Origin of the sequence: Streptomyces sp. NBC_01450, assembly GCF_036227505.1 — a bacterium.
Lineage (GTDB): Bacteria > Actinomycetota > Actinomycetes > Streptomycetales > Streptomycetaceae > Streptomyces.
Genome location: NZ_CP109480.1, coordinates 16,734 through 41,800 on the forward strand (window position 1 = coordinate 16,734; position 25,067 = coordinate 41,800).

Sequence of the window (25,067 nt, forward strand, 5' to 3'; positions counted from 1 at the left end):
TAGCGGGCGGCGTCCTGGACTGTGGCCGCCGCCTCAAACCAGACCCGGCGCTGACGAGTGCGATCGTCGTGGCTGCTGGTCTGCACGAGACTGACCTGGGAATTCGCCACACGCGTCGCCGCCGATCGGCAGCAAGTGTCAGTGCGTCACCACGGCTCAGTAGCCGGATTCAGACGAACGACCACTGGCACTCCCGTGTAGACCATCAATCGCACTGGCGTGCGTGTAGGCCCTGGGATCTTGGGCTGCTCCCTCTTCGGGCTATGTGGCGGCCGGGAGGGGTTCTGTGGGGCGGTCCAGCTGCCTGTAGAGCGCCCGTACGAGTCGGGCGCGGTTCTGGACGCACTGGGCTGTGCCCTTGAGCGGTGCGGACAGGCGCCTGTCGGCTTCGCGGAGGATGACTTCGGCGAGGGCGCCGCGGCCGTCGCTCTTGGGCAGGGCGGCCACGTGGCGCCGGACGTCGGCGGCGACTGCGCGGGTGTGGCCGGTGAGCTGGAGGGCGATCTGCTCGTAGTCGCGGGGTTCGAGGTCCGGGTTCTTCCACGCGAGGACGGCGGTGACCAGTGCCTCGTACGGGGCGCGGTCCAGGGGGAGTTCGGCCTCGATCAGGCCCTGGGGGTCGTAGAGCACGACGTGCGTGTCGCTCATCGGGGGCCCGCCGCGTCGTCGTCCTGGTCGTGGTCGCCGGGGGCGGCGTCCGGGGCTTGGACGGCGAGGAAGCGGGCGTAGCCGCGGTCGGCGCGGGCGATCAGCGCCGGGGAGGGCCGGCCGAAGTCGGGCGGCTGGAGGCCGGGGCCGTGTGGTGCGGGGCCGGCGGGCGTGGGTGCGCTCATGGGCACCGCCTCCGTTGCTGGGTGCGTCGGTGTCGTTCGACGCTACGGAGGCCGCCGCTCCGTCCTCAACGAAAGGTGCCGGTGGGGACCTGCCCCAGGATGACAGTGGAGAACTGCTCGTGGCCTTCCGGTCCGAGGACGCTGAGGGTGGGGTCACCGTCGTAGAGCACGTTCATGCGGACCATGCCGCCGGCGAACAGGACGTCGGTCAGCGCGGTGAAGGCCGGGGACACCCTCGGGTCGCCCGGCCGGCAGACCGTCTCCCAGTGGCGGGCCAGCCTACGCAGGGTGGCGTCGGCGTTCTCGAACACGACGAACGGTTCCTCGACGACGCCTCCAACGTGCTGTTCGTCGGCCCGCCCGGGGTCGGCAAGACCATGCTGTCGGTCGCGCTGGGCCGGGCCACTGGTCTGCCCGCCACCAGCCACAGACCGTCACGCAAGATTGAGGCTAAAGCTTGCGCAGTTGCACACAGCCGCCTTGCTCTTCGTCCGAGCTACTCCCAAGGCACACGTAGAAGTGCACGTCCTTAGTTTTGCTTTCGTCGCCGTAGAAGAGTTGCGTATCCGACGCTCCGTCCGGCGCCCAGGCGAGCACGGAGGATGCGCGCGGGTTGGTGGGCACCGTCTGCTTCATTATGAGGTACGTGTACGCGTAGCCTCCAGAGATGTTGTAGACGTAGCCATTGCGGACCTTGGTGCTGAACCAGCCGTCGCCGCGGGCCGTGTACTCGTAGTCCACCTGCGCGTAACTGCCGTCCGGGCTGTTGCCCGCATACGTGACCAGAGCCGTGGGAGCTGCAGGCGTCGCCTGGGCGGGAATCGCTATGAGTCCGACGGCGAGGGCAGCGGTCGCTGCTGTGCCGAGGGCGCGTCTGAGGTTCACAGTCGTCCTTCTTCCTTCATGCAGACCCGATGGATATTGGCCAGGTAGCCACAACGAGGCAGAGGTGCTTCCCCCTAGAGCGACCTTTCGCCGCTCGCAACACCGAGTTCAGCGGCCGGCGCATTGTTTGGCAGTGCAGGTCAGGCGGCCAAACAATGGCCGGACGCGATCTTTCCGGGGCTTGTGGCGAGTCCGTAGCGTGGCTGGCCGGTCTGGTGCAAAAGCAGCTGACGGGGGTGGGGGCGTGGCGGGGCGTCGTGAGGTGCCGGTGGATCCGGGAGCCGGCCCGGTGCAGCAGTTCGCATTCGAACTGCGGAGACTGCGTGCCGAGTCGGGCGGGGTCACCTACCGGGTGCTGGCGGATCGGGCCGGTTACTCGATCACGACGCTGTCGCAGGCAGCCGGCGGTGAGCAGCTGCCCACGCTGCCAGTGGTACTGGCCTACGCGGCGGCGTGTGGGGGTGATGCGGCCGAGTGGGAGGCCCGGTGGAAGCAGGCCGTGGACGAGATCGCCGTCCTGGGCCAGGCGGATCACGAGGACAGAGCGGAACCGCCGTACAAGGGACTGGTGCGGTTCGAGACCGGGGACAGTGACCGGTTCTTCGGCCGCGACCGGCTCACCGCCGGCCTTCTGGTCCTGCTGCGCCGGCAGAGGTTCGGGGCGGTGTTCGGGCCGTCCGGCAGTGGCAAGTCCTCCCTGCTGCGTGCCGGAACACCGCTAGCCTTGCTGCTCGTTGCCTATCGGGTTTAGAACGAGGCCGGGAAGAGGATCATCGTGTCTGTCCTGATCGCGGGTGGGGCCGGGTACATCGGAAGCACCGTTGCTTCGGCCTGTCTGGACGCGGGGATCACGCCGGTGATCCTGGACAACCTCGTAAGGGGCCGCAGGGAGTTCACCAAGGGGCGGATCTTCTACGAGGGTGACATCGCGGACGGTGCCTTGGTCGACCGGATCTTCTCGGAGCACCCGGACATCTCCGCCGTGGTGCACTGTGCGGCGCTGATCGTGGTGCCGGAGTCGGTGGCGGACCCGATCGGCTACTACGAGGCGAACGTCGCCAAGAGTCTGGCGTTCGTGGGCCACCTGCACCGCAACGGCTGCGACCGCCTCATCTTCAGCAGTTCGGCCTCCATCTACCAGGCGGAGGACGGCTCGCCCGTCACCGAGGACACGCCGCTGGTGCCGCAGAGCCCCTACGCGCGGACCAAGGCGGTGTGCGAGGAGATGTTCGCCGACATCGCGGCGGCCGGGAAGATGCGGGTGCTGTCGCTGCGCTACTTCAACCCGGTCGGCTCCGACCCGTTGCTGCGCACCGGTCTGCAGCTGAAGAGGCCCAGCCATGCTCTGGGGAAGCTGATCCAGGCCCACCAGGAGGGCACGCCGTTCCCGGTCACCGGGGTGAACTACCCGACCCGCGACGGGACCGGCATCCGTGACTACGTGCACGTCTGGGACCTCGCCGCGGCCCACATCGCGGCGGTCGACGGCTTCGACTCCATCCTCACCGGGTCGAAGCCGTCGACCGCGATCAACCTGGGCACCGGATCCGGCACCACCGTCCGGGAGCTGTACACGGCATTCAACAACGTCGTGAGCACGCCCCTGGCAACCGTCGACACCGATCCGCGCCCCGGCGACGTCGCCGGCGGGTACACCGCCAGCGACCGGGCCGTGACGCTCCTGGGATGGACACCGAAGCTGTCCCTGGAGGAAAGCATCCGCTCCGCCCTGGACTGGATCCCGGTGCGCAACGCGATGCTGAAGGACTGAATCCCCCCTTCTCTCTGTCACTCCTTCGGGTGGTCCTGGCCTGGGTGCTGGAGGGCTTCGAGGGCGAGCAGATGCTGTACCGCCGGTGCGAGCCAGGCGACGTCCCACCGGTGGTCTGCGGGCGCGTTCCGGTAGGCGTGGTGGGGGATGCCGAGCGTTTCGAGGAGTTGGCGGCCGGCGGTCCAGTCGGCCTCCAGCGTGCCGACGCCCCCGAGCGCGATGCGGCAGGCTCCGCACAGGACGTGGGCGTGGCGGCGCAGGTTCTTCCGGACGTCGTACTCATCAAGCCGTGCGGTGCTGCCCGCGACGTCCACGAGCTGCGGGTGGGGTGGCCGGTCGCTGAGCAGCGAGGCGTCCCAGACGCTGGCGGCGGCGAAGAGGTCGGGGTGCCGTGTCAGCAGGTTGAGGGCGGCGAAGCCTCCCTTGCTGAACCCCAGCAGGTGAACCGGCGGCCGGGCCTGGGTGCCGAGGGCGGCGAGGACGGTCGGCACGACCACGCGGACAAGGTGGTCCTCCTGTCGGCAGTCGGCCCGGGTGGCGTGGTTGACCAGCCAGGGCGACTCGCTGAAGGTCGGCGCCGCGAAGGCGGTCGCGTCGCGCAGGGTCGCGGGGAGCCGTGCGATCTCGGTGAGGCTGCGGCCGTACTTCGTCCCGTCGCCCTTTTCGACGGGCAGGGCGAGCACGATCCTGCGGACCGGTTGTTCGGGCAGGAGCACGGTGACCTGCGTGCCGGGCTGCTGGAACGGGCTGTCCAGCAGGATCCGGGTGCCTGTACGGAGGGCGGTGGCGTCGCGGAGGCCGGCCCGGCGGTGTGGGGTGGGGCGTTCAGGCTCGGAGGGCGGTGACGGCATCGTGGTAGGTCTCCCAGTTGTCGCAGTTGAACCGGAGTTCGCCCGGCAGGAGGGGAACGGCCCTGAGCTGGTTGCCGGTGCTGATCCAGCGGCGCACCGCGTCGATGAGGTAGAGCTCGCCGCTGGGTCGGGGAGGGCAGGTGCGCAGGGCCTCGAAGACGAAGGGCCCGAGGACCCAGCGGGCGGCGCAGGCGTGAACCCAGGCTGCGCCGGTGTGGTCCAGGAGGTCGCGGCCGAAGTCGACGGCGTAGGGGGCGGGGTCTGTCCGGGGCGGGGCCGCCGCGCCCAGGAGGGTCTCTTCCGCCGGGATGCTGTCCGTGGGGAACAGCTGGGTCAGGACGGAGCAGTCCGCCGCGGCGCCGGAGGTGAGGCGCGCGAGTGGCGTCTCCTCTCCGGCGGCCGGGCGGATCAGGTTGTCTGCGAAGGCGAGGACGAACGGCTGCTGCTGTGTCCAGGCTTCGGCGTCGAGGACGGGCGCGCCGGGGCCGGCGCCGTCGTCCTGGACGCGGTAGGAGAAGTCCATTCCGTAGGCCGTGCCGCTGCCGAAGTAGGCGGGGATCTGGCTCTTGTGTGAGGAGATGACGAAGAGGACGTCGCGGATCCCGGCGTCGCCCAGTTCGTGAACGAGGTGTTCCAGGATCGGCCGCTGTCCGACGGGCAGCATCTCCTTGGAGATGATGCGGGTGATCGGCGCCATCTTCGTCCCGGCCCCGGCGGCGGCTACGACCGCCCTGGTGATCGTGTGTGTCATGGGGGTTGTCCGTCCTGTCAGGTGCGTGGCTGGTCGGCCGGTTCGGCCAGCCAGTTGAGCCAGGTGCCGTAGACGTCGCAGTGGGCCACGACGTCGGAGCGGCTCACGCCCCCGTCATAGCTGGCCATGATCATGCGAGGGGTTTCGTGGCCGAAGTGGCCGATGGAGATCTCATGGAGCGGGCGCTTGCGGCTCAGGTCGGTGAGGGTGGCGGCGAGGCGTTCCCGGCCGCCGGGTGATCCGTAGATCTGGTAGATCGACCACGAGAAGACGAGGCAGAGATGTTCGCCGGGCGGGGTCTGGGCGACGATGTCGGCGAGGTGGTCCTGGGCGCGGCCGGCCAGGATCGTCGGCGGGGTGCGCGCGGCCAGGGCCAGGGCGTTGTTCAGGGTGCGTATCCGCGTCGTCTGTTCCGGCCAGGTGAGACTGGCCAGCCACTCGGTCGCCTCGGGGTCGGTGACGTCCACCGGGCTGGGCTCGATCCCGACCGGCGGGGCGAACCGTGTGACGTCCAGGGACAGGGGCGGCATCCCGCCCTTGATCTCGCAGGTGAGGACCGTGTCCGGGTCGCTGTCGGGCAGGGTGAGCCGGTGGGCGCCGTAGTCGTAGGTGTAGTGGTCCCAGAGCAGGTTCAGCCCGGCGCTGGCGCCCACGTCCACGATCCTGACCGGGCGGCCGTCGGTGAGCTGCTGCTGGAGCGCTGCGAAGGCCGGCACGAGGACGGCGCATCGGTTGACTTCGTTGGTCTGGACGGAGCGGGTGGTGATGATCCGCCTGATCTGCCGGGTGTGTTGTCGGCAGAAGTCGGTGAGCAGGGCGTCGGCGCGGGACGGGGGCAGTTCCTCGTGGCCGGTGAAGTGGGTGGCCAGCGGGTGCTGGACGCCGCGGCGCAGGATGTGGTGGACAGCCCCGAGCAGCATGTTGGGGGCGGGCTGTCCCGGCCGGGTGGCGGCCGCGAGGTCGAGCAGCTCGGGGGTACGGGCGATGGTGCGGGCGAGGGTCTCGTACAGCGGGGACTTGCCTGCGGCCTGTTGGGCGGCGAACCGCTCGAAGGTGTCGGCGAGTCGGGCGTGGTCGGCCACGGCGTTCTCCTCAGATGATCGTGTAGCCGGAGTCGGTGAGCTGCTGGACGGCTCCGAGGCTCTGGCCGCGGCGGCCCCACCACTTCTCTGCTTCGGCGGCCTGGGCGGCCTGGGTGGTGGCGATGACGGCCGTCACCTGGTCGCGGGGGACGATGACGGTGCCGTCGTCGTCGGCGACCACGACGTCCCCGGGGGTGATGTGGACGCCGTCGATGTCGACGGGAACGTTGACCGCGCCCTGCTCCCGGCTCGCGGGGTAGTCGTAGTTGAGCGGAGTGATGCCGCGGGCGACCGTCGGGAAGGCGACGCGGCGCAGTTCGGCGACGTCGCGGACCATGCCGTCGACCAGGACGCCGGTGATGCCCCGGCTGTGCATGTGCGCGGCGGTCACGCCCCCGAAGCAGGAGCGTTCCTTGCCGCCGCCGGCCGCCACGACGACGATGTCGCCGGGCTGTGCGAGGTCGATCGCCGCGCGGCGCACGGTCACGTCCGGGCCGAGGGCCGTGACAGCGCTGCCGCACAGGATGAGGCCGGGGGTCTGTAACTTCAGGCAGTACGAGAGGGTGCCCCTCTTGCCGAGGGCGTCCACGATCGAGGCGACCGGGAGCCGGGACAGGGCGGCGATCTCGCTTCGGGCGGGGCGGGCGATCTCGGTGTGGATCTCACGTGCGGACATGCCGGGAACCTTTCGTTCAGAGGGACTGCGGGGCGTTGGAGAGTTCGCGCAGCGGCGCCAGGTCCTGCGCCATGAGGTCGACGGGCGAGGGCCCGGCGGCCAGCGTGGCGCGGGTGGTCCGGCACAGAAGGTGGGCGGCCGACTGCACCAGGGCCGCCTGCGTGAAGTCGTCGGCCGGCGGCAGGGTGAAGGCCTGGCCGGTGCCGGGCAGGGCGGGGCCGTCCCGGTGCAGGAGGAACAGCCGCGTACCCGCCGCGGCGGCGGCGCGGACGGCCTCCTGGGCTGTCCTGCCGTCCGAGTCGTAGGTCAGGAGGAAGACCACATCCTGCGGCAAGGCGCTGCTCAGCCGGTGGCGGGCGCCGTGGGCGGGGTCGGGGTGGTCGTTGTAGATCGCGCTCATGTCGGCCAGTGACGGATCGCAGACCACGAGCGGAGGCCGTACGCCTTCAACTCCGAGCGGGGCGTCCCAGCTGAGGTTGTGGGCGAAGTGCTCGCCGGCGAGGGCGAGGGGGCCGCCGTCGGGGCACAGCACATAGATGCGGCGTCTGCTGCGGACCGCGTCGGCGACGGCCTCGGTGGCCCCCTGCAGGAAGCCCGCCAGCAGGGGGACGTCGACGGCAGCCAGGGCGTGCAGGGCCCGCTCCTGACCGGTCGGCAGCGGTTCCTGGGGCGGGGCGAGTGCGCTGTCGGTCGCCCAGGTCAGCGCGGTCAGCGTGGCGTCCTCGCTGATCTGCTGGTCGGTGGTCCCTGTTGCCCAGACCATGCCGTCCACCGGCTCCATCTGGGTCCCGTCCCCGCCCACCACCGCCAGTACCGGCACGCGGGTCTCGCCGCAGAGCCGGACGGCCTCGAGGATGTTGGCCGACCGGCCGCTGACGCTCGCGACGATGACCAGGCCCGCCTGATCGATGTCCCTGGCCAGCGACTGGGCGAAGACCGTGCGGTAGTCCTGCCGCTGGGCGCCGTAGGCCATGGCCGCCGGGCTCATCATCGCGTCGTCCACCAACAGTTCGGCGTGCGCACGGAGTTGGAGAAGGGCCGAACGAACGATCGCCGAAGAGCCGCCGTTGCCGAAGGCGCGCACCCGGGCACCGCCGTCGACGGCCGACTTCAGAAGGGCGGCGGCCTCGGTGCCGCGGGTGAACATGTGCCGGACACTGGCGGCGACCTCGGTCAGGTACGCGCGGGCGAAGTCCTCGTACACAGCGGACGTCACGGTTCTTCCCTTCGGCTCAAAGCGGGTCGGGCGGGAGCCAGCCAGGGCTCCACCACGGGCGGGAATTCGGCGCTGAACAGCCGACGCCGTACCGGGCGGAGGCCTGCGGGCAGGTCCTGGCAGTCGAGACGGCAGTCGACCGGCCGGTCACCGGACGCCGCGTCCGTCTCCCCGGCGTGGATGTGGCCGGCGGACAGGCCGAACCTGCGGGCGATCAACAGGGCCGTCTGGAATTTGGCGAAGCCCTGCTCCGCGCTCCAGTGGACGACCGAGCCCCGGCACTGCCCGTGCCAGAGGGCCCCGGCGATCCGGCGGCACACCTCGGCGGCCTCGTCCGCGTGCGTCGGGTAGCGCACGCACACGTCGTCCAACTCAACCCGAGCCCCCGCGCCCACCTGGCGGGCGATCACAGTCAGGTTCGTCTCGGCGGCGAACTGCGCGGGCCCGTAGAGCACGGGCAGCCGCAGAATCACCGCGTCCGGGCAGGCGGCGCGCACAGCCCGCTCGGCAAGGAGCTTCCACCGACCGTAGGCGTTCAGCGGGTTCGGCAGGCTGTCGGGCCGATACGGGGGCGCCGTCCCGTCGAAGACGTAGTCGCTGGAGATGTGCAGCAGGCGGGCCCCGCACCGGTGAACACCCCGGGCGATCAGCCGGGCGGCGTCGACGTTCCGGCCGAGAGCCTGAGCCGGGGCACCCTCCCACACCTCGGGCCGGCGCTCGCCCACACAGTTGACGACGACGTCCGGCCGGTGCCGTCCCAGCAGCCGGTCGATGTCGTCGGCCGACGTGGCGTCGACCCTGACCAGCCCGCCGACGGCCCGGCTGAAGCCGGTGCCCGTCACGGCCGTGTCGCCGAACGCCCGCAATACGCTGCGCCCCAGCAGCCCGGAGGATCCGAAGATCACCGCTCGCATCACTCACCCCCTGCAAAGTCCTGCGAGGTGAGACAGCCAAGCCGAGCCGCACTCGTGATCGGGAGGGGCTGCTGCGGTGTACGAGGTGGATGCACCAACTCGGTGTAGACACACCGGACTCGACGTCCGGTGTACGTACACCAAGTCCCATTTGCGCTGCCCGGTTCCGGTATCCCGCGCGGTGGTAGCTTCCGGCCAGGACCCCGCCGGACTTGGAGTGCCCATGGAGCCAGCAGCGTTAGACGCCCCGCCGGCCACCGTGCTCGCCGCCCTCTTACAGCAGCTGGGGATGCGGCCGGAGCAGCTCATCGGCCGCATCAACGAGAGGCGGGCCCGCCGCGGCAGCTCTCCTCTCCACCTGAAGGCGGCCTATCCCTGGCTGCGCGAGTGCCCCGCTCATCCGCATCCTGACAACCAGGCGGATGCCCTGGCGGTGCTCACCGCCAGGGCAGGGCGGTGCATTACCGCCTCCGACATCGGCTGGGACGTTCCCCGTCTCCGGACTCGTCACCGTCATCTCGACGCGCCCGGCGACGCACCCCTGGAGGCTCTGCTCCACGAAATCAGCCAAGGAGACATGATGGACCGCCGCAACCTGCTCATGCTCACCGGGGCGGCAGCCACCGCGCCCGCTCTCTCACTCCTGCTCGGACCGATCGCGCAGGCCGCCGACGCGCCCGGCGCCACGCGCCTGAACGAGAAACTCGTCGGCTCGATCGAGAGCGCGGTCCGGGACCTGAGGGAGATGGACGATTCCACCGGGAGCGCCAGCGGCGATCTCACGTGGGGTCTCGGCATCTGGCAGAGCACGTCCCGCGTCGTCGCGCAGGCCCGCGACCACGGCTTTCTGGTCGACCGGCTCCACACCGCCTACATCGAGCTGAGCGAGCAGACCGGCTGGATGCTCTTCGACTCCGGACGACACCCCCAGGCTCAGCGCGTCTACCACACCGGGATGCGGCTGGCCCGCGAGACCGGTACATCCCTGACCGCCCGTCACGCGACGTCCAACCTCGTTGCCTCCGCCGCCTATCAGGCCGCATGGCTGGGTCACCACAACGATGCCGCCGCACTGCTCGACATCGCCGCCCGGACGCCGGATCTGCCCTCCGCGGTGGCAGCGGTCATCGCCGAAAGGAACGTCTACGCCGCAGGACGTCGGCACGACCCTGACGCAGTCCTGCGGTTTCGCGACGAAGCGCTGTTGCATCTCGCCTCTCCCGATGAGCGCCCGCCGTGGTGGGCGACCTGGCTGACGAAGGACTCCGTGGACGCCGCCACCGGGCGGGCCTGGCTCGCCTGCGACAAGCCGTCCCAGGCCGTGCCCTTCCTGAGCCGGCGCGTCGAAGCGTCCTCGCCCGACCACCAGCGCGACCACCTCCACGCTGTTCTCGACCTGGCCGACAGCGTCCACAAGTGCGGCGACAGCGACAGGGCACGGGAACTGCTCGACCAGGCCGATGGGCTGATCAGCACCGTCAGCTCCGAGCGCATGGCCCACCGCTACGAAGTACTGTCGTCGGCCGTCGCCGCGTGACAGCTCCGGCAACGGCCGACGGTCCACGCATCCTCGCCGACCTGCGCGGCAAACTCCGCGCCCACTGCCAAGTCCCCCTGGTCCGGGACTTCCTGGAACGCACCGTGTAAAGCTCCACCCGCGGGTCTACATGCCGAGGCGATCCCCACCGAGCACCACCACGAGCGCACTGTGTGGAAGTCGACGAACGTCCTGGTGTCCCGTCCTTAAATGATCTGGTTCCGCGCCGCCCTCCGGACGTGTGGCGACCAGTCAAGGTGCAGGCGCCGCAATGCCGGTCAGGAGACGCGCAGGAGCGTGGTGGCGGGGCGGATCGCGCCGGGACCGAACTTGGCGCGGATGCGGTCGCTGACCTCTTCGGCGACCAGCCGGGCCTCGCGCGCCCCGTCGAAGCTGATCTGCTCGGCAATCTGGTCGGCGGCGATCAGGTCCTCGCCCTTCAGCGTGATCCCGGTGAGGCGGCCGCGCTGCAGTCCCGCCGCATCGATCAGCCGGTAGGCCAGCGTGCGCAGGTCGTCGTCGTGGGCGGAGGCCTCCGGGAGCCGACGGGTCTTCTCCCACGTGGTGCCCCCGGCGAAGCGCAGAGTCAGTGTCAGGCCGCGGGCCGCCTGGCCCCGGCGGCGCAGCTGGAGAGCGAGGGTGACGACCAGGTCGAGCAGGGCCGCGCGGACGGCGGCGCCGTCCAGGGTGTGCCGGGGGAAGGTGCGGCTCACGCTCGCGGAGGCGGGCAGGGCGCGCGAGGTGACGGGGCGGGGGTCGATACCGCGGGCCCGGTCAGCGGCCTGGCGTCCGGCCTGGCGCATGGGCGCAGCCGGACTGTGACGGGTTCGGCATGCGTGATGCACTGCAGTGTGCCCAGGCCCCGACGTGATTCCTGCACGGTGTGGAGCAAAACCAAGCGATGCAGAACCGAAGCCCCGATGGAGGAACGACGTGGCTGACATGGGCGGGGGGTTCACTCCAGCTGACTGCACGGGTTGCCGGCGGCTTGGGGATGCGGCAGCGGAGATGCTCGTTGAGATGCAGCGGGCGGACACGAAGGCGACGACGTTGTGCGGCGTGACTGGCGGTCTGCTGGCCGTGGACGCTGCGACGCTGTCGACTGTGCCGGGGTCCAGTTGGCTCTCGGTGGCTGCGCTGGCGTGTGCTGCGACTCTTCTTGGTGCGGCACTCGTCGTTGCCCTGTCCGCGATCCGCCCTGTGCTGCCACGGCGCGGTGGATTCAGGGTGTTCGTAGGTCCTGTCCCGGAACAGGGCGGAGCCGAGGAACTCGTGTCGACGTTCTCGGCGATGGGCTCTGGCCGTCCTGCGCGGGCGGAGGCGGAGCGGCTGGCGTTGTTCGCTGGCTTGGCGCAGCGGAAGTTCCGTGCGGTGAAGTGGGCAGTCGATTTAACGGCAACTGCCATCGGCATGGCCAGAATTGGATTGTTGAGCGGATACATCACTGCTTGAGAACATCGTGGCGTGACGGGTACCACACTCGGGGGGTGTATGTATCAGCCGCATGTCTCGGTCATCGGTGGTGATCTTTGGTCGCAGTTGTGTCAGCTGGCTCCGGTCCGTGTGCGCCCGGCCAGGAGCGTGCTGTTACGGCAGGGGGATCCGGGCACCCACGTCATCCTGCTGGTCTCCGGATCAACCTTGATCACGCTCACCGGATCGCATGGCGAACGGACGCTGCTGGCGGTACGCGGCGCAGGTGAACTGCTGGGCGAGCTGGCGGTGTTGGACAACCAGCCACGCACCGCGTCGGTCATCGCCGCGGAGGACTGCCGGGTGCACATCATCCCTGCCCCTGACTTCCTGGCTTTCGTGGACCGTCACGATCTGCAGGCCGCGCTGCTGCGTCACGCCATCGCGCGGGTACGCGAAGCGGACACCGTACGTCTCGAGATGGCCACTTCGGCCGTGCCCATGCGCCTGGCCTCGGCCCTCGGACGGCTGCTCCAGGCCGCGTCGGCGGGCGGCGCCGAATGCCTCGTGCGGCTGACGCAGCTGGAGTTGTCACAGCTGATCGGCGCGTCCCGCAACGCCGTGGGAACGGCCTTGAAACCGTGGCGCGAGCAGGGATGGCTCGCCACAGAGGCCGCTGGCGGACTCATCATCCGCGACATCACATCGATCCAGTCACACGCTCACGCGCAGACGTGACCGACCGCACCGGCGCGGTGCCCAGCACTGGGCACCGCCGTCGCCCGGGCGTGTCCAGCATGAGGCAGCACACCCACTCGGATTTCCCCGACACGATGGAAAGGCTGCTGCCCATGCCCTCTCTCGTCCCGTCCGACGTCACCGATGTGCCGCCGGAGCATGCTCTGTTGACCGTCGACATGAAGGAGTACAGCAAGCTCCCCGAGGCGAAGATGGCGCCCGCGCGGGCCGATCTGGACAGCATGCTGTCGACGGTGTTCGCTCAGTGCGGGATTGGTGACGCGACGCTGCTCGGCGCCGTCAAGGACCGTGGAGACGGTGCCATCTTCGTGCTGCCGGCCCGGCACGCGGCACGGTTGATCGACCCTCTCCTCGTCCACCTCGGTCAGGCACTCGAGCGGCGCGAGCAGACCCGGCTGGCCAGCGCGCCGACGATCCGGCTGCGGGCCAGCGTGCACGTCGGGCCCCTGGCGCCGCCGGAGCACCGGGGGGACGCGGTCAACGACGCCTGCCGGCTGGTCGACAGCGACGCGGCCCGCCGGGCCATGACCGCCGCGGTGGACCACGGAGTGCTGCTGGCTGCCGTGGTGTCGGACACCGTCTTTGGCCGCACGGTCGCCGCGGGCCGCACACCAGCTCTCAAGGAGCATCACTTCCACCGGGCCACCGCCCGCGTCGAGGGCAAGCCGGGCTTTGAGCAGGTCTGCTGGCTCCTCGTCCCCGGGCTGGTCCCCTCGGTACTCGCCCCCTACCTCACACAGGACAGCGGCGCCGTACCCGACGGCCGCCCCAGCCAGGCCGCTCAGCACAGCACAAAGGCCACCACCGCGAACGAGAGCAGCGGCGGGGTACGCCAGAAGGGCAAGGCCAGCGGCAAGGCCCGGCTGATCCAGGTCGGCCGCGACTACATCCCCAGCCAGGAGCAGTCATGACCGACGCCGAGGGCACCGCAGCGGTGCAGCAGCAGATCGAAGCGTCCGGCCAGGCACAGGTGACGCAGGTCGCCGGCGACTACGAAGAGCACCACCACCAGTACGTCCGGGGCTGGCAGTACCTGCGCAGCGCCAGTCTCGACGACGGCGAACTGGACCTCGCGGAACACGCGTTCGTCGATCCCCCCGGCCAAGTGGCGCAGGCCGTCAGTATGCTCAGCCGCCCCTACGGCAAGATCCACGTCCTGGTGCTGTGCGGGGAGGCCGGCACGGGACGGCGCACCGCCGCGCTGCATGCGCTGCGCAAGGCGGGGGTGCCCAGGAAGCAGATCAACTGGCTGATCCTGGACTGGGACCAGCCGCGCACCGAGCAGATCCCCCACGCCGAGGGGCGCGCATTCGTCCTGGATCTGACGGACTACCGCGATCTGTCGGAGGACTTCTACACCGGACTTGCCGACTACCAGAAGCAGGCACAGGCCGCCGACGCCGTTCTGGTCATCCTGGCCGACCCAAACGGCTGGAACCCCAAGGCCCTCGCGACCGTGCCGACCGTGCACCTCGCGCGCCCCTCGGCCGCAAAGGTCGCCGAGGCCCATCTGCGCCACCTCGCTGCTGGCCGGGTGGACTGGCTGACGCACGATCCGCTCAACGATCTGCTCGCCCCCGAGGCGCCGGCATCCGACGGCGCCCGGCTGGCCCGGCTCATCGCCGAGGCCAAGGACGACGACCAGTCCGCAGTCGGCAAGCAGTTCACCGACTGGCAGAAGCATCTGGAAACTTGGTTCGAGCGGCACTCCGCGCCGGGAGACCTGCAGGAGCGCGCGCTCCTGATCGCGGCCGCCCTGCTGGATGGAGCTCCGGCCGCCGTCGTACTGGGGGCCGCGGACCAGCTGTTCACGCAAGTCGGTGGTGAGCTGCCGCGTGGCGGTGCGCTGTCCGGCCGTGACCTGGACAAGCGGCTGGACGCGATCGACGCCTCGTACAGGGATGACGAGGGCATCTCCCTGGAGGAGAAGCAACGTGGGCTGTCCGGGGCTGCGCTGAAGTATGTGTGGCGGCAGCGGCCGCAGCTGCGGCCCGTGCTGCTGGAGTGGGCCTCCCAGATCAGCGCACCCAACAAGATCGCCGTGCGTCATCTGCAGCGCATCGCCGACTGTCTGGTGCCGCTGGCGTTGCTGCCCGGCGGCTCGACCGTGCTGTCCGTGGCCAGGCGGTGGATCGAGACCGACCGTGTGGCGCACCGTCAGCTTGCCATCCACATCCTGGAGACCATGGCGCTCCATCCGGTCTCTGGCGTCGCTGTACGTAAGCAGCTGTACGACTGGGCCCAGCAGAAGACAACCAGCGAAGAGCTGATCGCCGCGGTCGCCGCGGTCTGCGCGGGCGAGCTGGGCCAGCGGTATCCCCGGGTCGCCCTGACCCGGCTGCGGCTGCTGGCCTCCCGCGATGACGACCAGGCCCGGGACACCGTCGCCGACGCGGTGCGTACCCTGGTGAGCACTCCCGAGCAACGCGTCCTGGTGCTGTCGGAGATCGTGGAATGGGCAGAATCCAGCGACAGCACCATTCGTAAGGCCGGAGCGGGCACGTTCCTGGCCCTGACCGACATCACCAGCGACATCCTCCTGCCGCTGTCTGCGAACCAGGAGAGCACCGGCGAGGCCGTCGACGCTCCTGATGTGCTGGCCGGTCAGCTGTTCGTCCGCGGCTGGCGCGCGGCCCTGCAGGAGCCCACGGCATCGCAGGCGGCGTACCGGCATCTGGCGGCCTGGCTGGACTCGCCCAAGCTCCAGGACGACCAGGTCCTGCCCCTGGCGGCGCAGGTGCTGCGCGGTTATCTGGGCCAGGAAGGCCCCTCCGGCCTGCTGGTGGGCTCGCGCGAAAGCTCCGAGCTGGGACGGGCCCGGCGCGCACAGCTGTTCGCCCAGCTGATCTCCGAGGTGGCCTCCCCTGCTAGCCCCAGCACCATGGCGCGGTCCGGCGGTGACTGCGCCGCCGTGACGGCGTGAGGCTGCTGCGCCGGCGCAGCACAGCAGATGCGGCAGGCGCGAGCACGGCTCATCCGCTCTTGCTGAGCGACGAGCGGATGGCCAGCCGCATCAGCAGTGTGCGCTTCACCGTCCGCATCACAGGGAGCTGGCAGTGGACGACGCACCCCGGTGACACGGGCCAGGGCGACCTGGCGATGCCGGCGCGTGCGCACCTGCGCCGGCAGGCCGCGGGAATCCTGTGCCAGCACTCCGTTCTGGATCTCGCAGCGGCCCACGACGCCATCAACTCATCCCTAGCACAATGTGGTTGCCCCATGCCCGGGCTGGAGGTCAGTGGCATGGCCGAGCTGAGCGTCGCGGCAGCGGACCGCGCCCTGGCCGAGGAACATGCCCGTCGGCAGCAGGCGGCAGACCTCGAACACGGCGAGGAGCTGCATCGCCTGGCCCAGCTGCAGCGGGTGCTCGCCGACCCGGACCTACGCCGCGTGTGGTGGATGGCCCAGTTCCCCAACCGCTTCAACGACCTCGGAGACCTTGCCCAGGCGCTGAAGGGGCTGCCTGCTCCGCAGGAAGCGCAGGACGACGACCTGCGCGGTGACATCCGACGTTTTACCGACGACCTCGTCACCACCCTGCACACCCCGCAGCAGCGGGAGGTCTTCGTCCAGGCTCTCGTCCAGACCCTCACGGCCCTCGGCCACCACGACCTGACCACCGCCGCCGCCCTCCGGCACCGCCCTCACGATCCCGGGAGCACACCGGAATGAAACTCCATACCGCACGCTGGTTCCTGGCCCCTGTGCGCCAGTTGCGCACCCGCCGGCTCATGGCCCGACACGGGCTGGCACTGGCGTATGACACCGCCTGGGCCCTGATCACCCTGCACAGCGCACCAGACGAAACCACCCTCGTGCGCGCCTGGGCCCGCGAGAACCCCGGCGCTGCCCCCGGCATCCACTACGACCACTGGCACACACTGAGCCAAGCCGAACAGCAACGCCGCCTCAGGTGGCTGCGCAGACACGGGCACTCCCCCATCCAGCTCCTCCAACTCGACGCCGGCCTCATCCACAGCACAGGCCTCCACGTCCTGGACTGGGGCCGCCCGCCGATCCCTGCCGACCAGCACCATGCGACGCCACCCCCCTGGTCACAAACCCGCGAACAGCCCTAACCTCGATCGTTCATGAGTCCTCGTCGGTTCGCTGACGGGGACTCTGTGCTTGGGTGGTGCGGATTTTCGTGGGCTGGGGCAGGTTGGTGGCCCGGCTGTCGCGTCGGGTGGGCGCCGGGGTTCCACGGCTCCGGGATGTTGCTTTGGTTCGTCGGGATGGTCGGAGTCGCTGGTCAGCCGGGGTTCGGCAGGGCTGCGAGTCGCTGGATCGCGAGGGTGATCACATCCGTCCAGGGCCATCGGGCGGTGAAGCGGAGCCAGCGGCGGCGGCCGGTGGTGACCAGCTGGGCGGCGGCAGAGAACAGGCGCAGGTGAAGCCGTTTGGGCTCCCAGCGGCGGGTTTGTGCAATCAGGGCGAGCATCGGCATCCAGGCGAGGAGGTCGAGTGCGATCTGGACGATCTCCAGCCAGATCCGGTTCTGGGCGGTGTCGTGCAGGGGCAGGTTGCGCAGTCCGGTGGCGCGGGCGTTTCGGATGCGGTCCTCGCAGCGGGCCCGGCGGCGGTGACGCAGCTCCAGGTCGGCGAGCTGGCCGCCTTTTGTGTTGGTCGCGAAACAGGTGAGTCGTAGTCCGTCGAGGTCGGTGAAGCGCAACTGGGCGCCGGGGTGCGGTCGTTCTTTGCGGACGATCAGCCGCATGCCCTTGGGCCACGTGCTCAGGTCGGGGATGTCGGTGATCTCTGCGACCCAGGCGCCGGGCCGCTCGGTGCCGTCGGCGTCGCAGGCCGGCGTCCATGCCTTCTTCGGAATCTTCAGGACGGCCTGGTGGATGGCGTCGGTGATGGTCATTCCGACGGAATACGACAGCCACCGGCCCCGGCGGGAGAGCCAGCCGAGGAAGGCGTGGGTGCCGCCTGCGGGGTCGGTCCGGATCAGTGTCTGCCGTCCCCGCCGCAGGTGTCTGGGCAGCTGGGCCAGGGCGAGTCGGGCGGTTTCGATGTGGTCGGTGGCGGTGTTGGAGCCGGCGTTGCCGGGCCGAAGCAGCGCGGCCACCGGTTCCCCGGACCCGGCCTCGCCGTGGTCGACGAACGCGACGAGCGGATGATGGCCGAAGGTCTTCTTCCAGGTCGCGGTGGCATCCTGCTTCTCGGAGTGCGCCAGGACGAGGACGCCGTCGATGTCCACGATCACGCTGCCACCGGCGGCCGAACCATCCGCACCGGCCAACTCCCAGACCCGCGACCGCACTTCGCCCCGCGCTGACCGGATCGCGGTGAGCGCCTTCGGGCCGGCTGCGGCGAGAGCGTCGACGAGACGGGAGACCGTCGGATCGGAGGCCACGGGGCCGAACACGTCGGGCTCGGCCCGCAGCATGCCGACGTCGGCCAGACAGTCCCCGCCGAGCGCGACGGCCAGGGCCACATCCAGCAGAATCTTCCCCGGATCGTGCACTGCCCGCGGCTTGCGCCACGGCGCCAGTGCCGCCGCTATCGCGGTGTCCAGCCCGGACTTGCGGACCGTCTCGACCAGCAGCACCGCCCCGGCCTGCGAGACCACCCCACGGCCGCCGCCCTCGACACGAACACGCGGATACGACCCGCTACGCTTCTTCACCTGGAGAGTGCTTCTTTCCTCGCAACTGACAGGACCCTCGACAAGTCCCATCGTTGCAGGTCAGCAGCACTCTCCACTTATTTGATCAAGACCCGGACAGGCCCACTCGCGAAAGCACGAGGTTAAGGCATCACAGGTCAGACGACTGCAGTCCGGAGTCCCCTTGGGGCGAGATTGGACATATGGCCAGGTCAGAGCGCCAGCCCCTCCATCCCCAACTCATGAGCACAGTTGGGATTCTGCAGGTCACTGCGATGGAAGTGTCCCAACTACATGGATAACTGACATCAGGCCAGTTCGACGGCCGATAAAAAAGTCGGTTGAACGTCTCCCGGCTCCCTGAACCGATGGATCATCTCCCCCCCTGCAGGGCTGCGCAAATCTTCCGCAAGTGCCGCCGACGTGATGAGAGTAATCAGCAGTCCACTGCGCCCGGGGGCTTCGATAATTGAAATAAGCGGGCCAAGTGAAGGCGGTAGTTGAGAAAGTCCCGTCGGCAAGAAATTGAAGAAGCGCGGGAATTGACCATCGAATGATATGCTATAGACGCCAGAATTTCTCCAGTCCGTAATCCTGAAGATCGGGTCCCCTGGCACACCTAGAACACGGCCGTAATCGCCAGGCCAGGATTTTCCCGTCTCGTTGATGAATGTGCGGCTCGTGCGTATATTGAGATGCAGCCTCGAAAAGTCGTCAAGGCCCTCTCTGATCTGATGCGCAAGGCCCACAGGTGTCTGCGACGAGGAACTGGATATAACCATGGGCCAGAGAGGATTGCCAATAAGTCCGGCAGGCATGCCAAGCCGGGTGCGCAGACTGACAATACTCGATATATTCACTCCGCCATCACACTGCAGCTGACGAACCGATGTCACCAGATGGGCGCACACCACATCGTTTGATGAAAGCTTTCCTTTGGCCGTTTCGCTGAACGTTCGGCGCATTCGATCTAGTTCTTCTGAGGCGAAGTGGATCTGCGTGACTCTCTTTTGTTCGTCCGGCAGCTCGCGCAGGTGGCTGTGTAGTTCGAGCTCACGCGGGGTCAGCAGCCGGTAGCCAGGCTTACTCGAATCTTCCAGCGGAAGGAATCTGTCGAAATGCGCTTCACGATCATCGACAATGAGTATCTGCGGCGGTGCATCGCCTTCAACGAATGCCGACCAGGCCTGCATGAACAATATGAAGCTGTGCAGGTCACCCGCAGTGTGATGCCAGCTGCACCCGAGAGCAAGTGCGCCATCCGCCAACCAGTAGATGCGTACCGTCAGGAGAGGGCGCAGCTCTACAGGCAGGCTCTCCAGGTCGACCGTGTCACCGAAGCTCGTGTTGGGGTTCGACATGTCTGACAGAGCTTCATTACGTGTCGCTTCGACGTCAAAGATTGACACAGGAACGCCGGCATCAGAGCAAACGATGTCTGCCCCGCCCGGTCGGAGCCGGAGTCGCCCCGCAAAGCTCGGAACAAGGGACAGAGCGCGACGAAGACCCTCCAAAAGTCGCTTCTCGTCTACTCCTTTCTCGAAGATGAATCCTACCGAGACGTAATTGCTGTGGATTATATCCAAAAGGCCGCATTTAATACTGTCGTATGTGCGGCCCGCTGTGACCGTCTCCGCTCTACGCTCGGTTATCCGCAGTTTCAAACCGTCTTCCCCCTATTGTCGTCACCGGAAAGGTAAACCCGTGTCGACACGTGTATGACCTCAGCGGTCTCAGTGGCCGGTGGCCAGTCGCTGCCCCTGGTCCGAGATAACCTCCGGCGGGTGAGCGGATCCGCCGCACCTGCTCAACAAGGACGTATTCGTCGAACCATGACAAACACGTCCTGGCCTTCAGAGCCAGTGCGTCTTTCCTCCCTCCCGATGTGAAGCGCCCCTCCGCACCGGTGTCATTTCTCGGTGACATTTTCCGACTCTGCGAATCAACACGTGCTGCTCGAATTCGGCAACAAACGGTGTCAGCTCTCGGTTACAAATCCAATGTGGACATTGCGTTCCGGGCCGAAATCCGGCCCCGGAGCCGCATGATTACAGGGCGGGTGGGCCCATGTCTCACCTCGCCGGACAGTCAGATGAGTCCCGCGCGCACCGCCCACGAGACGGCGTGTGCCCGGTTGCGCACGCTGAGCCGTTTCATGATGGCCTGGAGGACGTTTTTGATGGTCCGCTCGGAGTAGCGGAGCGCTGCGGCGATCTCCGCCGTCCTGGCGCCGTCGGAGATCATCTTCAGGATCTCGATGTCGCGGTGCGAGAGGCCGTGGAGCTGAGCACCGCATGAGTTCACGTTCTTGACGTGTTCGGCCAGCAGCCGGATCGCCGAGGTAGGCAGAACGCAGTCGCCCGGGTGGCAGACGGCCTCGACGATGCGCTCGTAGGTGCTGTCCGGGCGCAGCAGCAGGTTGGTGAGGCCCAGCTCGACTGCACGGACCAGCTCCCGCTCGCTGATGTCGTTCACCACCAGCACCACGCGTCGACTCCGGTTGCGGTTGACGGTCGCGGCGTTGCGGAGCAGCGCCAGGGTGCTCTCGGTGATGCGTGTGGTGAGGAGGAGGAGCACGTCGGCGGTCGGCAGGGCATCGATCGGACTCAGGCGCAACCCGTCGACGCGGCTGAGATAGGCGTCCGTGCCTTCTTTGACGATGGGATCGTCAGCGATGACGACGACGGTGGGCTGAGGCATTGCTCCTCCAAATCGGGCTTAGGTGCTTGCCGGCGCCTGGCGATGGTTCGTCCCTCAGGGCTCGGTACGCGGCCGGTCCGGTGTGGTGACCGGGTCCGCGCGGCGCCCCGGGGCATCATGCGTGCTTCCGCGCGGGGCGGTCGGGTGGTGCGTGCTTCGGTGTTCCGCGCTGTGGCGCGTCACAGTGCGGCTTGGCGGCGTATGCCGGGGTGTCCCCGGCTACGCGGTGGCGAAGGTGGGGCCCTTGTCTTCGGCCAGCGCGTGGTGCGCGGGGGACGGTTTCGGCGCGTGGTCCGCCGTGCCCATCGCCGTGAGTCCAAAGGCCAGCACCGCAGTGAGGATTCCGACCAGTCCGGCTCGCTTGCGTCCCATGGTGGTTGCCTTTCGCGTGGTGGTCGCTGTTGACACCGTTGATGCTGGGCGTGGCCTTTCCCGATGGGTTCCCGCCGCGTTACCGGGGACGAGTACCGGGGCGGGAACGGCATGGAGCCCGGGCGCCGGGGACTGCCGGGCGCCGGGCTCCACGCGAGGTCGTCAACGTTCAGACAGACTCCTCAAGTTCGGGCCAGACCGGGTCGAGGGCGGTGCCTGACACCGGCAGGCGTGACTGACTGAGCTCGGCTTCCGACACGGGCAGACCCATGGCCTGCCGGAACCCGGCCACCTGGATCGCCCGCGGTGGACACCCTTCGAGGTACACTCCCGCCTCGCGGTGCTCGTACGTCGCGTTGCCGACGAGGACCACCGCGCCGCGCAGTTCGGGCAGTTCGGTCCGGGGCCCGGACACGACGGTCAGTTCCCCCTCGTACGCGAGCAGTTCGCCGCGCAGTTGCCGCAACGCCGCGGCGATCCAGCGGCGGCAGTCCGGGCAGGCCGTTTCGGCATGGATGTGGATGCCCGCCCTGGGCGGGGTCAGATCCACCGGTCCGCGTTCGATTTGGAAGGACACGTCGCGAAGCTCCTCCCCGCGGACCCCGATGGACTGGAGGTCGGCCGGGCCCAACCCACGCCTCCAGGCGTCCTGGAGGTAGGCGAGTTCCGACGGGTCGATCCCGGCCATGGCTGCCGTCACCGCGTCCAGGGCCACGGCGTTGCGGGAGGCGGCCACCACGCCCACCGTCCTGCTCCGGCCGGCCATCGGGTAGTTGCCCTCGATGACCGTCGTCGCGTCGCACACCACGAGGTGCTGCGGGCGCAGCAGGTTGAGGTCGACGATGCTCTCCTCGACCCCCGCCATGTGGACAATGCGGGTGGTGAGCCCCGGCAGCAGGCCGACAAGGTTCTTCATGGCGTTGGTGAACACGACACTGGAGTGGGTACGCAACTGCGGGGCTCCAACGAAAAAGTCGCAGTCGGTGACGAGGTCGGGCACCGCGATCGGCACCCGCAGCGAGGTGGCCCCCGGGATCTGCACGATGCGCAGCGGCCGATCGTCGAAGCTGACCACTTCGGCGTACCGGTGGACGGGGCTGTCCCGCAGAATCTCCTGGAGCACCCGGGTGCGCTCCGCGACGAACACCTGTGCTCCGCGGGCCGAGGCGCGTCTGGCCAGCGCGAGCAGCACCTCGGGGCTGGTGCGGAAACCCGGCTTGCGCTGGAACATGTTGGGCTTGATCACGACCCGGTCGCCGCGTCCCAGCGCGTCCAGCGGGTCGCCGACGAGCCCCAGAGCGTCCTCGACCGCGCGGTCCACGGCCTCCGCCGTCGGCGCGCGGGTGCGAGTGAGCGAGACCGTGGCGGTATCGCCGGTGGCAGGACGTCTGGACGGTCCGGTGGCGTCGGTCCGGCCTGGGTTCACAGCGGCCAGTCCTCGAAGACCACGGCGCGCACCGGCGCCGCCTCGACCCCCGCGATCTTGATGGGCAGCGCCATGAGCTGGGCCACCGGTCCGGTGATCCGGTCGAGGTTCTGGATGTTCTCCAGGATCGGTATCCCGGCGCCGAGCAGCCGCCGATGGACCTGGCCGCTGCGGTCGTCAGGGCGCTCGGTGATGCAGTCCATGCCGACGAGCACCGCCTGGTGCTCCACGGCCCAGTCAGCGGCGGAGACCGTGAGGTACGGCGGGTTGTCCCAGTAGTCCGCGCGGCCGAGGTAGCGGTTGGGGTGGTCGGTCCTGATCAGCAGCCGGTCCCCGGGCTGCCACACGGCCTCCAGCGCCTTGTCGAGATCCTCGCCGGTGACCGGGTCCAGGTCCCCCTTGTGCGAGAGATCCGCGATGCAGACCCGGCCGACGAAGATCTCCAGGGGGACCTCGTCGATTTTCTCGCGGTCCTCGTAGAAATGGAATCCGGATTCGACGTGGGAGCCGTTGTGCGGGAAGAGGTTCAGGTCGGAAAAAGTGCGGCCGCCGTTAGCGGGGTCGGTGGCCGGCGTCATGGCCCGGCGCGTACCGAACTCCGGATACCAGGGGGCGTCATAGGACGGCATCCCCGGGTACCAACCCTGACTGATGTCAATCATCTTCATCTTCCTGCCTCCGTATGCGTCGGAATTCCAGGCCGCCCTCCTGCCGGGGCGCATCAATAGCATGGGCCAGAAACCTCGTTCTGCCTCTCGTCTCCTTGTGGACATGGCCGTATGGGGAAAGCGGGGGTGCATCGGCGGCAAAAGGTGCACACCGGTGGAACGCGGCGCCGCGTGAGGAGCGCCGTACGAGACGTCGTACCTGGTGGGAGCAGGTTTCCGGGTCGACAGGCCGGTGGGCCGGACGGCTCGGGGGCGGGGCTAGGAATAGGCCGCGCCGACGTGGCAGCATCCTTCTCATCACCGAACGGGCACGCCGGGCCCGCGGCCCCGGAATCGCCGGCCACCGTACCGGCACCCCGCAAAAAGGGTGCGACACACGTCCTTTCCGGAAAATTCCGGGCCGCCGCCGCCACGCGCGGGCCGGCCCTCTCGAGCCCGAATTCACCACGGCGCCCCGCGACTTGCGGGAATCGCCTCCGTCCGCGAAACCTCCCGCAAAGAGAGGTGCGCGGCGCACACACCTAGGGAAGGCACCAATGATCGCTGTCATGAGCGCAGACGCGACGCCGGACCAGATCGCAGACGTGCTGGCCCTGCTGAGGGAGATCGGCCTCGATCCGGTGATCGGCGAATTCGCGGGCGCCACTCTGGTGATCACCGAGGCGGCCGCGGCGCCCGAGGTGGCGTTCGCCGTCGAGACCGCCGCCGGCGTGGACCGTTTGGTCATGGTCTCGGGGGCCCAGCAGTTGACCGGGCGGGACTTCTGCCCCGCCGACTCCCGGGTCGAGGTGGGCGGCCCGGACGGGGCCGTCTTCGGCGGCGACGGGTTCGTGGTGATCGCCGGACCCTGCGCGGTGGAGAGTCAGTCCCAGATGAACGGCGTCGTCGACTCGGTCGTGGCCGCCGGCGCTGCGATGCTGCGCGGCGGCGCCTTCAAGCCCCGCACCTCGCCCTACAGCTTCCAGGGCCTCGGGGTCGCGGGCCTGGCCCTGCTGGCCGAGCAGCGCAGCCGCACCGGGCTGCCCGTCGTCACCGAGGTGGTCACCCCGCAGGACGTCGAACGGGTCGCCGAGGAGAGCGACATGCTCCAGATCGGCACGCGCAACATGCAGAACTTCGCCTTGCTCCGTGAGGCCGGGACGTCCGGCCGACCGGTGCTGCTCAAGCGGGGCATGGCGGCCACCATCGAGGAGTGGCTGCTCGCCGCCGAGTACCTGATGCACATGGGCAACGGCGACGTGGTGCTCTGCGAGCGGGGCATCCGCTCCTTCGACCGCAGCACCCGCTTCACCCTCGATCTGAGCGCAGTCGCCGAGGCCAAGCGGCTCACACATCTGCCCGTGATCGTCGACCCCAGTCACAGCACCGGCCGGCCCCACCTCGTCGGGCCCATGTCCCTGGCCGCCGCCGCGTGCGGGGCCGACGGGCTGCTGATCGACGTGCACACCGACGCGCAGGCCGCTCTCTGCGACGGTGCCCAGGCGCTCAGCGGCGCGCAGTTCACCGAACTCATGGACCGGCTCCGGCCGGTCGCGGAGGCCGTCGGCCGCACCCTGTGGCAGCCGCGCGCCCACGGCCTGACACGTGTCTGACCCCCGGAGG

27 protein-coding genes and 1 pseudogene are annotated in these 25,067 nt (G+C 69.0%); 11 read left to right on the forward strand and 17 right to left on the reverse strand.

Features of this window, described 5'->3' with window-relative positions:
- Positions 1 to 261 precede the first annotated feature (261 nt).
- The 3 genes from OG568_RS00080 to OG568_RS00090 form a co-directional block, all read right to left on the reverse strand.
- The gene (locus OG568_RS00080; protein ID WP_329529706.1) at positions 262 to 648 is read right to left on the reverse strand and encodes a DUF6415 family natural product biosynthesis protein; all 387 of its coding nucleotides are present in this window, start codon (positions 646 to 648) and stop codon (positions 262 to 264) included.
- On the reverse strand, positions 645 to 833 hold the full coding sequence (locus OG568_RS00085; RefSeq protein ID WP_329529707.1) for a hypothetical protein: 189 nt from the start codon (positions 831 to 833) through the stop codon (positions 645 to 647). The genes OG568_RS00080 and OG568_RS00085 overlap by 4 nt, the downstream gene beginning before the upstream one ends.
- 65 nt (positions 834 to 898) lie before the next feature.
- Positions 899 to 1,144, reverse strand: coding sequence for a hypothetical protein (locus OG568_RS00090; protein ID WP_329536652.1), 246 nt, complete (start codon positions 1,142 to 1,144; stop codon positions 899 to 901).
- Between OG568_RS00090 and OG568_RS00095 the strand changes: the two genes are divergently transcribed.
- Positions 1,100 to 1,366 (forward strand): ATP-binding protein, encoded by a 267-nt coding sequence (locus OG568_RS00095; protein WP_329529708.1) that lies wholly within the window; start codon positions 1,100 to 1,102, stop codon positions 1,364 to 1,366. The genes OG568_RS00090 and OG568_RS00095 overlap by 45 nt on opposite strands.
- On the opposite strand, the gene OG568_RS00100 is transcribed toward OG568_RS00095, so the two are convergent.
- A complete protein-coding gene (locus tag OG568_RS00100; protein ID WP_329536653.1) occupies positions 1,284 to 1,718 on the reverse strand; it encodes a hypothetical protein in 435 nt (144 codons plus the stop codon). The two genes, OG568_RS00095 and OG568_RS00100, sit on opposite strands and share 83 nt — an antisense overlap.
- A 244-nt stretch (positions 1,719 to 1,962) precedes the next feature.
- Between OG568_RS00100 and OG568_RS00105 the strand changes: the two are divergent.
- Together OG568_RS00105 and galE are read left to right on the forward strand one after the other, a co-directional pair.
- Positions 1,963 to 2,445, forward strand: a pseudogene (locus OG568_RS00105) (nSTAND1 domain-containing NTPase); the annotation flags it as partial.
- Positions 2,446 to 2,493: 48 nt separating this feature from the next.
- The gene (galE, locus tag OG568_RS00110; RefSeq protein ID WP_329529709.1) at positions 2,494 to 3,489 is read left to right on the forward strand and encodes a UDP-glucose 4-epimerase GalE; all 996 of its coding nucleotides are present in this window, start codon (positions 2,494 to 2,496) and stop codon (positions 3,487 to 3,489) included.
- Positions 3,490 to 3,506: 17 nt separating this feature from the next.
- Here galE and OG568_RS00115 read toward each other — a convergent pair whose 3' ends face one another.
- The 6 genes from OG568_RS00115 to OG568_RS00140 are packed head-to-tail and all read right to left on the reverse strand — an operon-like array spanning position 3,507 to position 8,979.
- Complete coding sequence (locus OG568_RS00115; RefSeq protein ID WP_329529710.1) at positions 3,507 to 4,340, reverse strand: alpha/beta hydrolase-fold protein; 834 nt, start codon at positions 4,338 to 4,340, stop codon at positions 3,507 to 3,509.
- Positions 4,315 to 5,091 carry a sugar phosphate nucleotidyltransferase gene (locus OG568_RS00120; protein WP_329529711.1) on the reverse strand — a complete coding sequence of 259 codons (777 nt, stop codon included), beginning with the start codon at positions 5,089 to 5,091 and terminating at the stop codon, positions 4,315 to 4,317. The genes OG568_RS00115 and OG568_RS00120 overlap by 26 nt, the downstream gene beginning before the upstream one ends.
- A 17-nt stretch (positions 5,092 to 5,108) precedes the next feature.
- Positions 5,109 to 6,173, reverse strand: coding sequence for a DUF2332 domain-containing protein (locus OG568_RS00125; protein ID WP_329529712.1), 1,065 nt, complete (start codon positions 6,171 to 6,173; stop codon positions 5,109 to 5,111).
- Between the two features lie 10 nt (positions 6,174 to 6,183).
- Positions 6,184 to 6,849, reverse strand: a complete 666-nt coding sequence (locus OG568_RS00130; RefSeq protein WP_329529713.1) for an RraA family protein — start codon at positions 6,847 to 6,849, stop codon at positions 6,184 to 6,186.
- Positions 6,850 to 6,865: 16 nt separating this feature from the next.
- Positions 6,866 to 8,065, reverse strand: a complete 1,200-nt coding sequence (locus OG568_RS00135) for an SIS domain-containing protein (RefSeq protein WP_329529714.1) — start codon at positions 8,063 to 8,065, stop codon at positions 6,866 to 6,868.
- Positions 8,062 to 8,979, reverse strand: a complete 918-nt coding sequence (locus OG568_RS00140) for a dTDP-4-dehydrorhamnose reductase family protein (protein ID WP_329529715.1) — start codon at positions 8,977 to 8,979, stop codon at positions 8,062 to 8,064. The genes OG568_RS00135 and OG568_RS00140 overlap by 4 nt, the downstream gene beginning before the upstream one ends.
- Before the next feature lie 223 nt (positions 8,980 to 9,202).
- On the opposite strand from OG568_RS00140, the gene OG568_RS00145 reads away from it, so the two are divergent.
- Positions 9,203 to 10,516 (forward strand): XRE family transcriptional regulator, encoded by a 1,314-nt coding sequence (locus OG568_RS00145; protein ID WP_329529716.1) that lies wholly within the window; start codon positions 9,203 to 9,205, stop codon positions 10,514 to 10,516.
- 278 nt (positions 10,517 to 10,794) lie between these two features.
- Here the strand turns inward: OG568_RS00145 and OG568_RS00150 are convergent, their stop codons facing one another.
- Positions 10,795 to 11,319: a DinB/UmuC family translesion DNA polymerase gene (locus tag OG568_RS00150; RefSeq protein WP_329529717.1), complete on the reverse strand. Its 525-nt coding sequence runs from the start codon at positions 11,317 to 11,319 to the stop codon at positions 10,795 to 10,797.
- A 205-nt stretch (positions 11,320 to 11,524) separates the two neighbouring features.
- Between OG568_RS00150 and OG568_RS00155 the strand changes: the two genes are divergently transcribed.
- From OG568_RS00155 to OG568_RS00180, 6 genes are all read left to right on the forward strand, one after another.
- A complete protein-coding gene (locus tag OG568_RS00155) occupies positions 11,525 to 11,968 on the forward strand; it encodes a Pycsar system effector family protein (RefSeq protein ID WP_329529718.1) in 444 nt (147 codons plus the stop codon).
- Positions 11,969 to 12,097: 129 nt separating this feature from the next.
- Positions 12,098 to 12,667, forward strand: coding sequence for a Crp/Fnr family transcriptional regulator (locus OG568_RS00160; RefSeq protein ID WP_329529719.1), 570 nt, complete (start codon positions 12,098 to 12,100; stop codon positions 12,665 to 12,667).
- Between the two features lie 59 nt (positions 12,668 to 12,726).
- Complete coding sequence (locus OG568_RS00165; RefSeq protein WP_329529720.1) at positions 12,727 to 13,599, forward strand: hypothetical protein; 873 nt, start codon at positions 12,727 to 12,729, stop codon at positions 13,597 to 13,599.
- Positions 13,596 to 15,611, forward strand: coding sequence for a hypothetical protein (locus OG568_RS00170; protein ID WP_329529721.1), 2,016 nt, complete (start codon positions 13,596 to 13,598; stop codon positions 15,609 to 15,611). The genes OG568_RS00165 and OG568_RS00170 overlap by 4 nt, the downstream gene beginning before the upstream one ends.
- A 77-nt stretch (positions 15,612 to 15,688) precedes the next feature.
- A complete protein-coding gene (locus OG568_RS00175) occupies positions 15,689 to 16,360 on the forward strand; it encodes a hypothetical protein (protein WP_329529722.1) in 672 nt (223 codons plus the stop codon).
- A complete protein-coding gene (locus OG568_RS00180) occupies positions 16,357 to 16,767 on the forward strand; it encodes a hypothetical protein (protein WP_329529723.1) in 411 nt (136 codons plus the stop codon). The genes OG568_RS00175 and OG568_RS00180 overlap by 4 nt, the downstream gene beginning before the upstream one ends.
- Before the next feature lie 173 nt (positions 16,768 to 16,940).
- Here OG568_RS00180 and OG568_RS00185 read toward each other — a convergent pair whose 3' ends face one another.
- The 6 genes from OG568_RS00185 to OG568_RS00210 form a co-directional block, all read right to left on the reverse strand.
- Positions 16,941 to 18,320: an IS1380 family transposase gene (locus tag OG568_RS00185; RefSeq protein WP_329529724.1), complete on the reverse strand. Its 1,380-nt coding sequence runs from the start codon at positions 18,318 to 18,320 to the stop codon at positions 16,941 to 16,943.
- Positions 18,321 to 18,607: 287 nt separating this feature from the next.
- Positions 18,608 to 19,963, reverse strand: coding sequence for an acyltransferase (locus tag OG568_RS00190; RefSeq protein ID WP_329529725.1), 1,356 nt, complete (start codon positions 19,961 to 19,963; stop codon positions 18,608 to 18,610).
- Between the two features lie 424 nt (positions 19,964 to 20,387).
- The gene (locus tag OG568_RS00195) at positions 20,388 to 20,999 is read right to left on the reverse strand and encodes a helix-turn-helix transcriptional regulator (RefSeq protein ID WP_329529726.1); all 612 of its coding nucleotides are present in this window, start codon (positions 20,997 to 20,999) and stop codon (positions 20,388 to 20,390) included.
- A gap of 219 nt (positions 21,000 to 21,218) precedes the next feature.
- The gene (locus OG568_RS00200; RefSeq protein ID WP_329529727.1) at positions 21,219 to 21,371 is read right to left on the reverse strand and encodes a hypothetical protein; all 153 of its coding nucleotides are present in this window, start codon (positions 21,369 to 21,371) and stop codon (positions 21,219 to 21,221) included.
- A gap of 169 nt (positions 21,372 to 21,540) precedes the next feature.
- Positions 21,541 to 22,797 (reverse strand): DUF362 domain-containing protein, encoded by a 1,257-nt coding sequence (locus tag OG568_RS00205; protein ID WP_329529728.1) that lies wholly within the window; start codon positions 22,795 to 22,797, stop codon positions 21,541 to 21,543.
- Positions 22,794 to 23,465: a cyclase family protein gene (locus tag OG568_RS00210; protein WP_329529729.1), complete on the reverse strand. Its 672-nt coding sequence runs from the start codon at positions 23,463 to 23,465 to the stop codon at positions 22,794 to 22,796. The genes OG568_RS00205 and OG568_RS00210 overlap by 4 nt, the downstream gene beginning before the upstream one ends.
- 548 nt (positions 23,466 to 24,013) lie before the next feature.
- Here OG568_RS00210 and aroF point away from each other — a divergent pair.
- Positions 24,014 to 25,057, forward strand: coding sequence for a 3-deoxy-7-phosphoheptulonate synthase (gene aroF, locus OG568_RS00215; RefSeq protein ID WP_329529730.1), 1,044 nt, complete (start codon positions 24,014 to 24,016; stop codon positions 25,055 to 25,057).
- Positions 25,058 to 25,067: the final 10 nt, after the last annotated feature.

Coding starts and splice junctions, on each gene's coding strand:
- OG568_RS00080 (WP_329529706.1), bottom strand. CDS start 648: ATGAGCGACACGCACGTCGTGCTCTACGACCCCCAGGGCCTGATCGAG.
- OG568_RS00085 (WP_329529707.1), bottom strand. CDS start 833: ATGAGCGCACCCACGCCCGCCGGCCCCGCACCACACGGCCCCGGCCTC.
- OG568_RS00115 (WP_329529710.1), bottom strand. CDS start 4,340: ATGCCGTCACCGCCCTCCGAGCCTGAACGCCCCACCCCACACCGCCGG.
- OG568_RS00120 (WP_329529711.1), bottom strand. CDS start 5,091: ATGACACACACGATCACCAGGGCGGTCGTAGCCGCCGCCGGGGCCGGG.
- OG568_RS00130 (WP_329529713.1), bottom strand. CDS start 6,849: ATGTCCGCACGTGAGATCCACACCGAGATCGCCCGCCCCGCCCGAAGC.
- OG568_RS00140 (WP_329529715.1), bottom strand. CDS start 8,979: ATGCGAGCGGTGATCTTCGGATCCTCCGGGCTGCTGGGGCGCAGCGTA.
- OG568_RS00145 (WP_329529716.1), top strand. CDS start 9,203: ATGGAGCCAGCAGCGTTAGACGCCCCGCCGGCCACCGTGCTCGCCGCC.
- OG568_RS00150 (WP_329529717.1), bottom strand. CDS start 11,319: ATGCGCCAGGCCGGACGCCAGGCCGCTGACCGGGCCCGCGGTATCGAC.
- OG568_RS00155 (WP_329529718.1), top strand. CDS start 11,525: ATGCTCGTTGAGATGCAGCGGGCGGACACGAAGGCGACGACGTTGTGC.
- OG568_RS00165 (WP_329529720.1), top strand. CDS start 12,727: ATGAGGCAGCACACCCACTCGGATTTCCCCGACACGATGGAAAGGCTG.
- OG568_RS00170 (WP_329529721.1), top strand. CDS start 13,596: ATGACCGACGCCGAGGGCACCGCAGCGGTGCAGCAGCAGATCGAAGCG.
- OG568_RS00175 (WP_329529722.1), top strand. CDS start 15,689: ATGGCCAGCCGCATCAGCAGTGTGCGCTTCACCGTCCGCATCACAGGG.
- OG568_RS00180 (WP_329529723.1), top strand. CDS start 16,357: ATGAAACTCCATACCGCACGCTGGTTCCTGGCCCCTGTGCGCCAGTTG.
- OG568_RS00195 (WP_329529726.1), bottom strand. CDS start 20,999: ATGCCTCAGCCCACCGTCGTCGTCATCGCTGACGATCCCATCGTCAAA.
- OG568_RS00200 (WP_329529727.1), bottom strand. CDS start 21,371: ATGGGACGCAAGCGAGCCGGACTGGTCGGAATCCTCACTGCGGTGCTG.
- OG568_RS00210 (WP_329529729.1), bottom strand. CDS start 23,465: ATGAAGATGATTGACATCAGTCAGGGTTGGTACCCGGGGATGCCGTCC.
- aroF (WP_329529730.1), top strand. CDS start 24,014: ATGAGCGCAGACGCGACGCCGGACCAGATCGCAGACGTGCTGGCCCTG.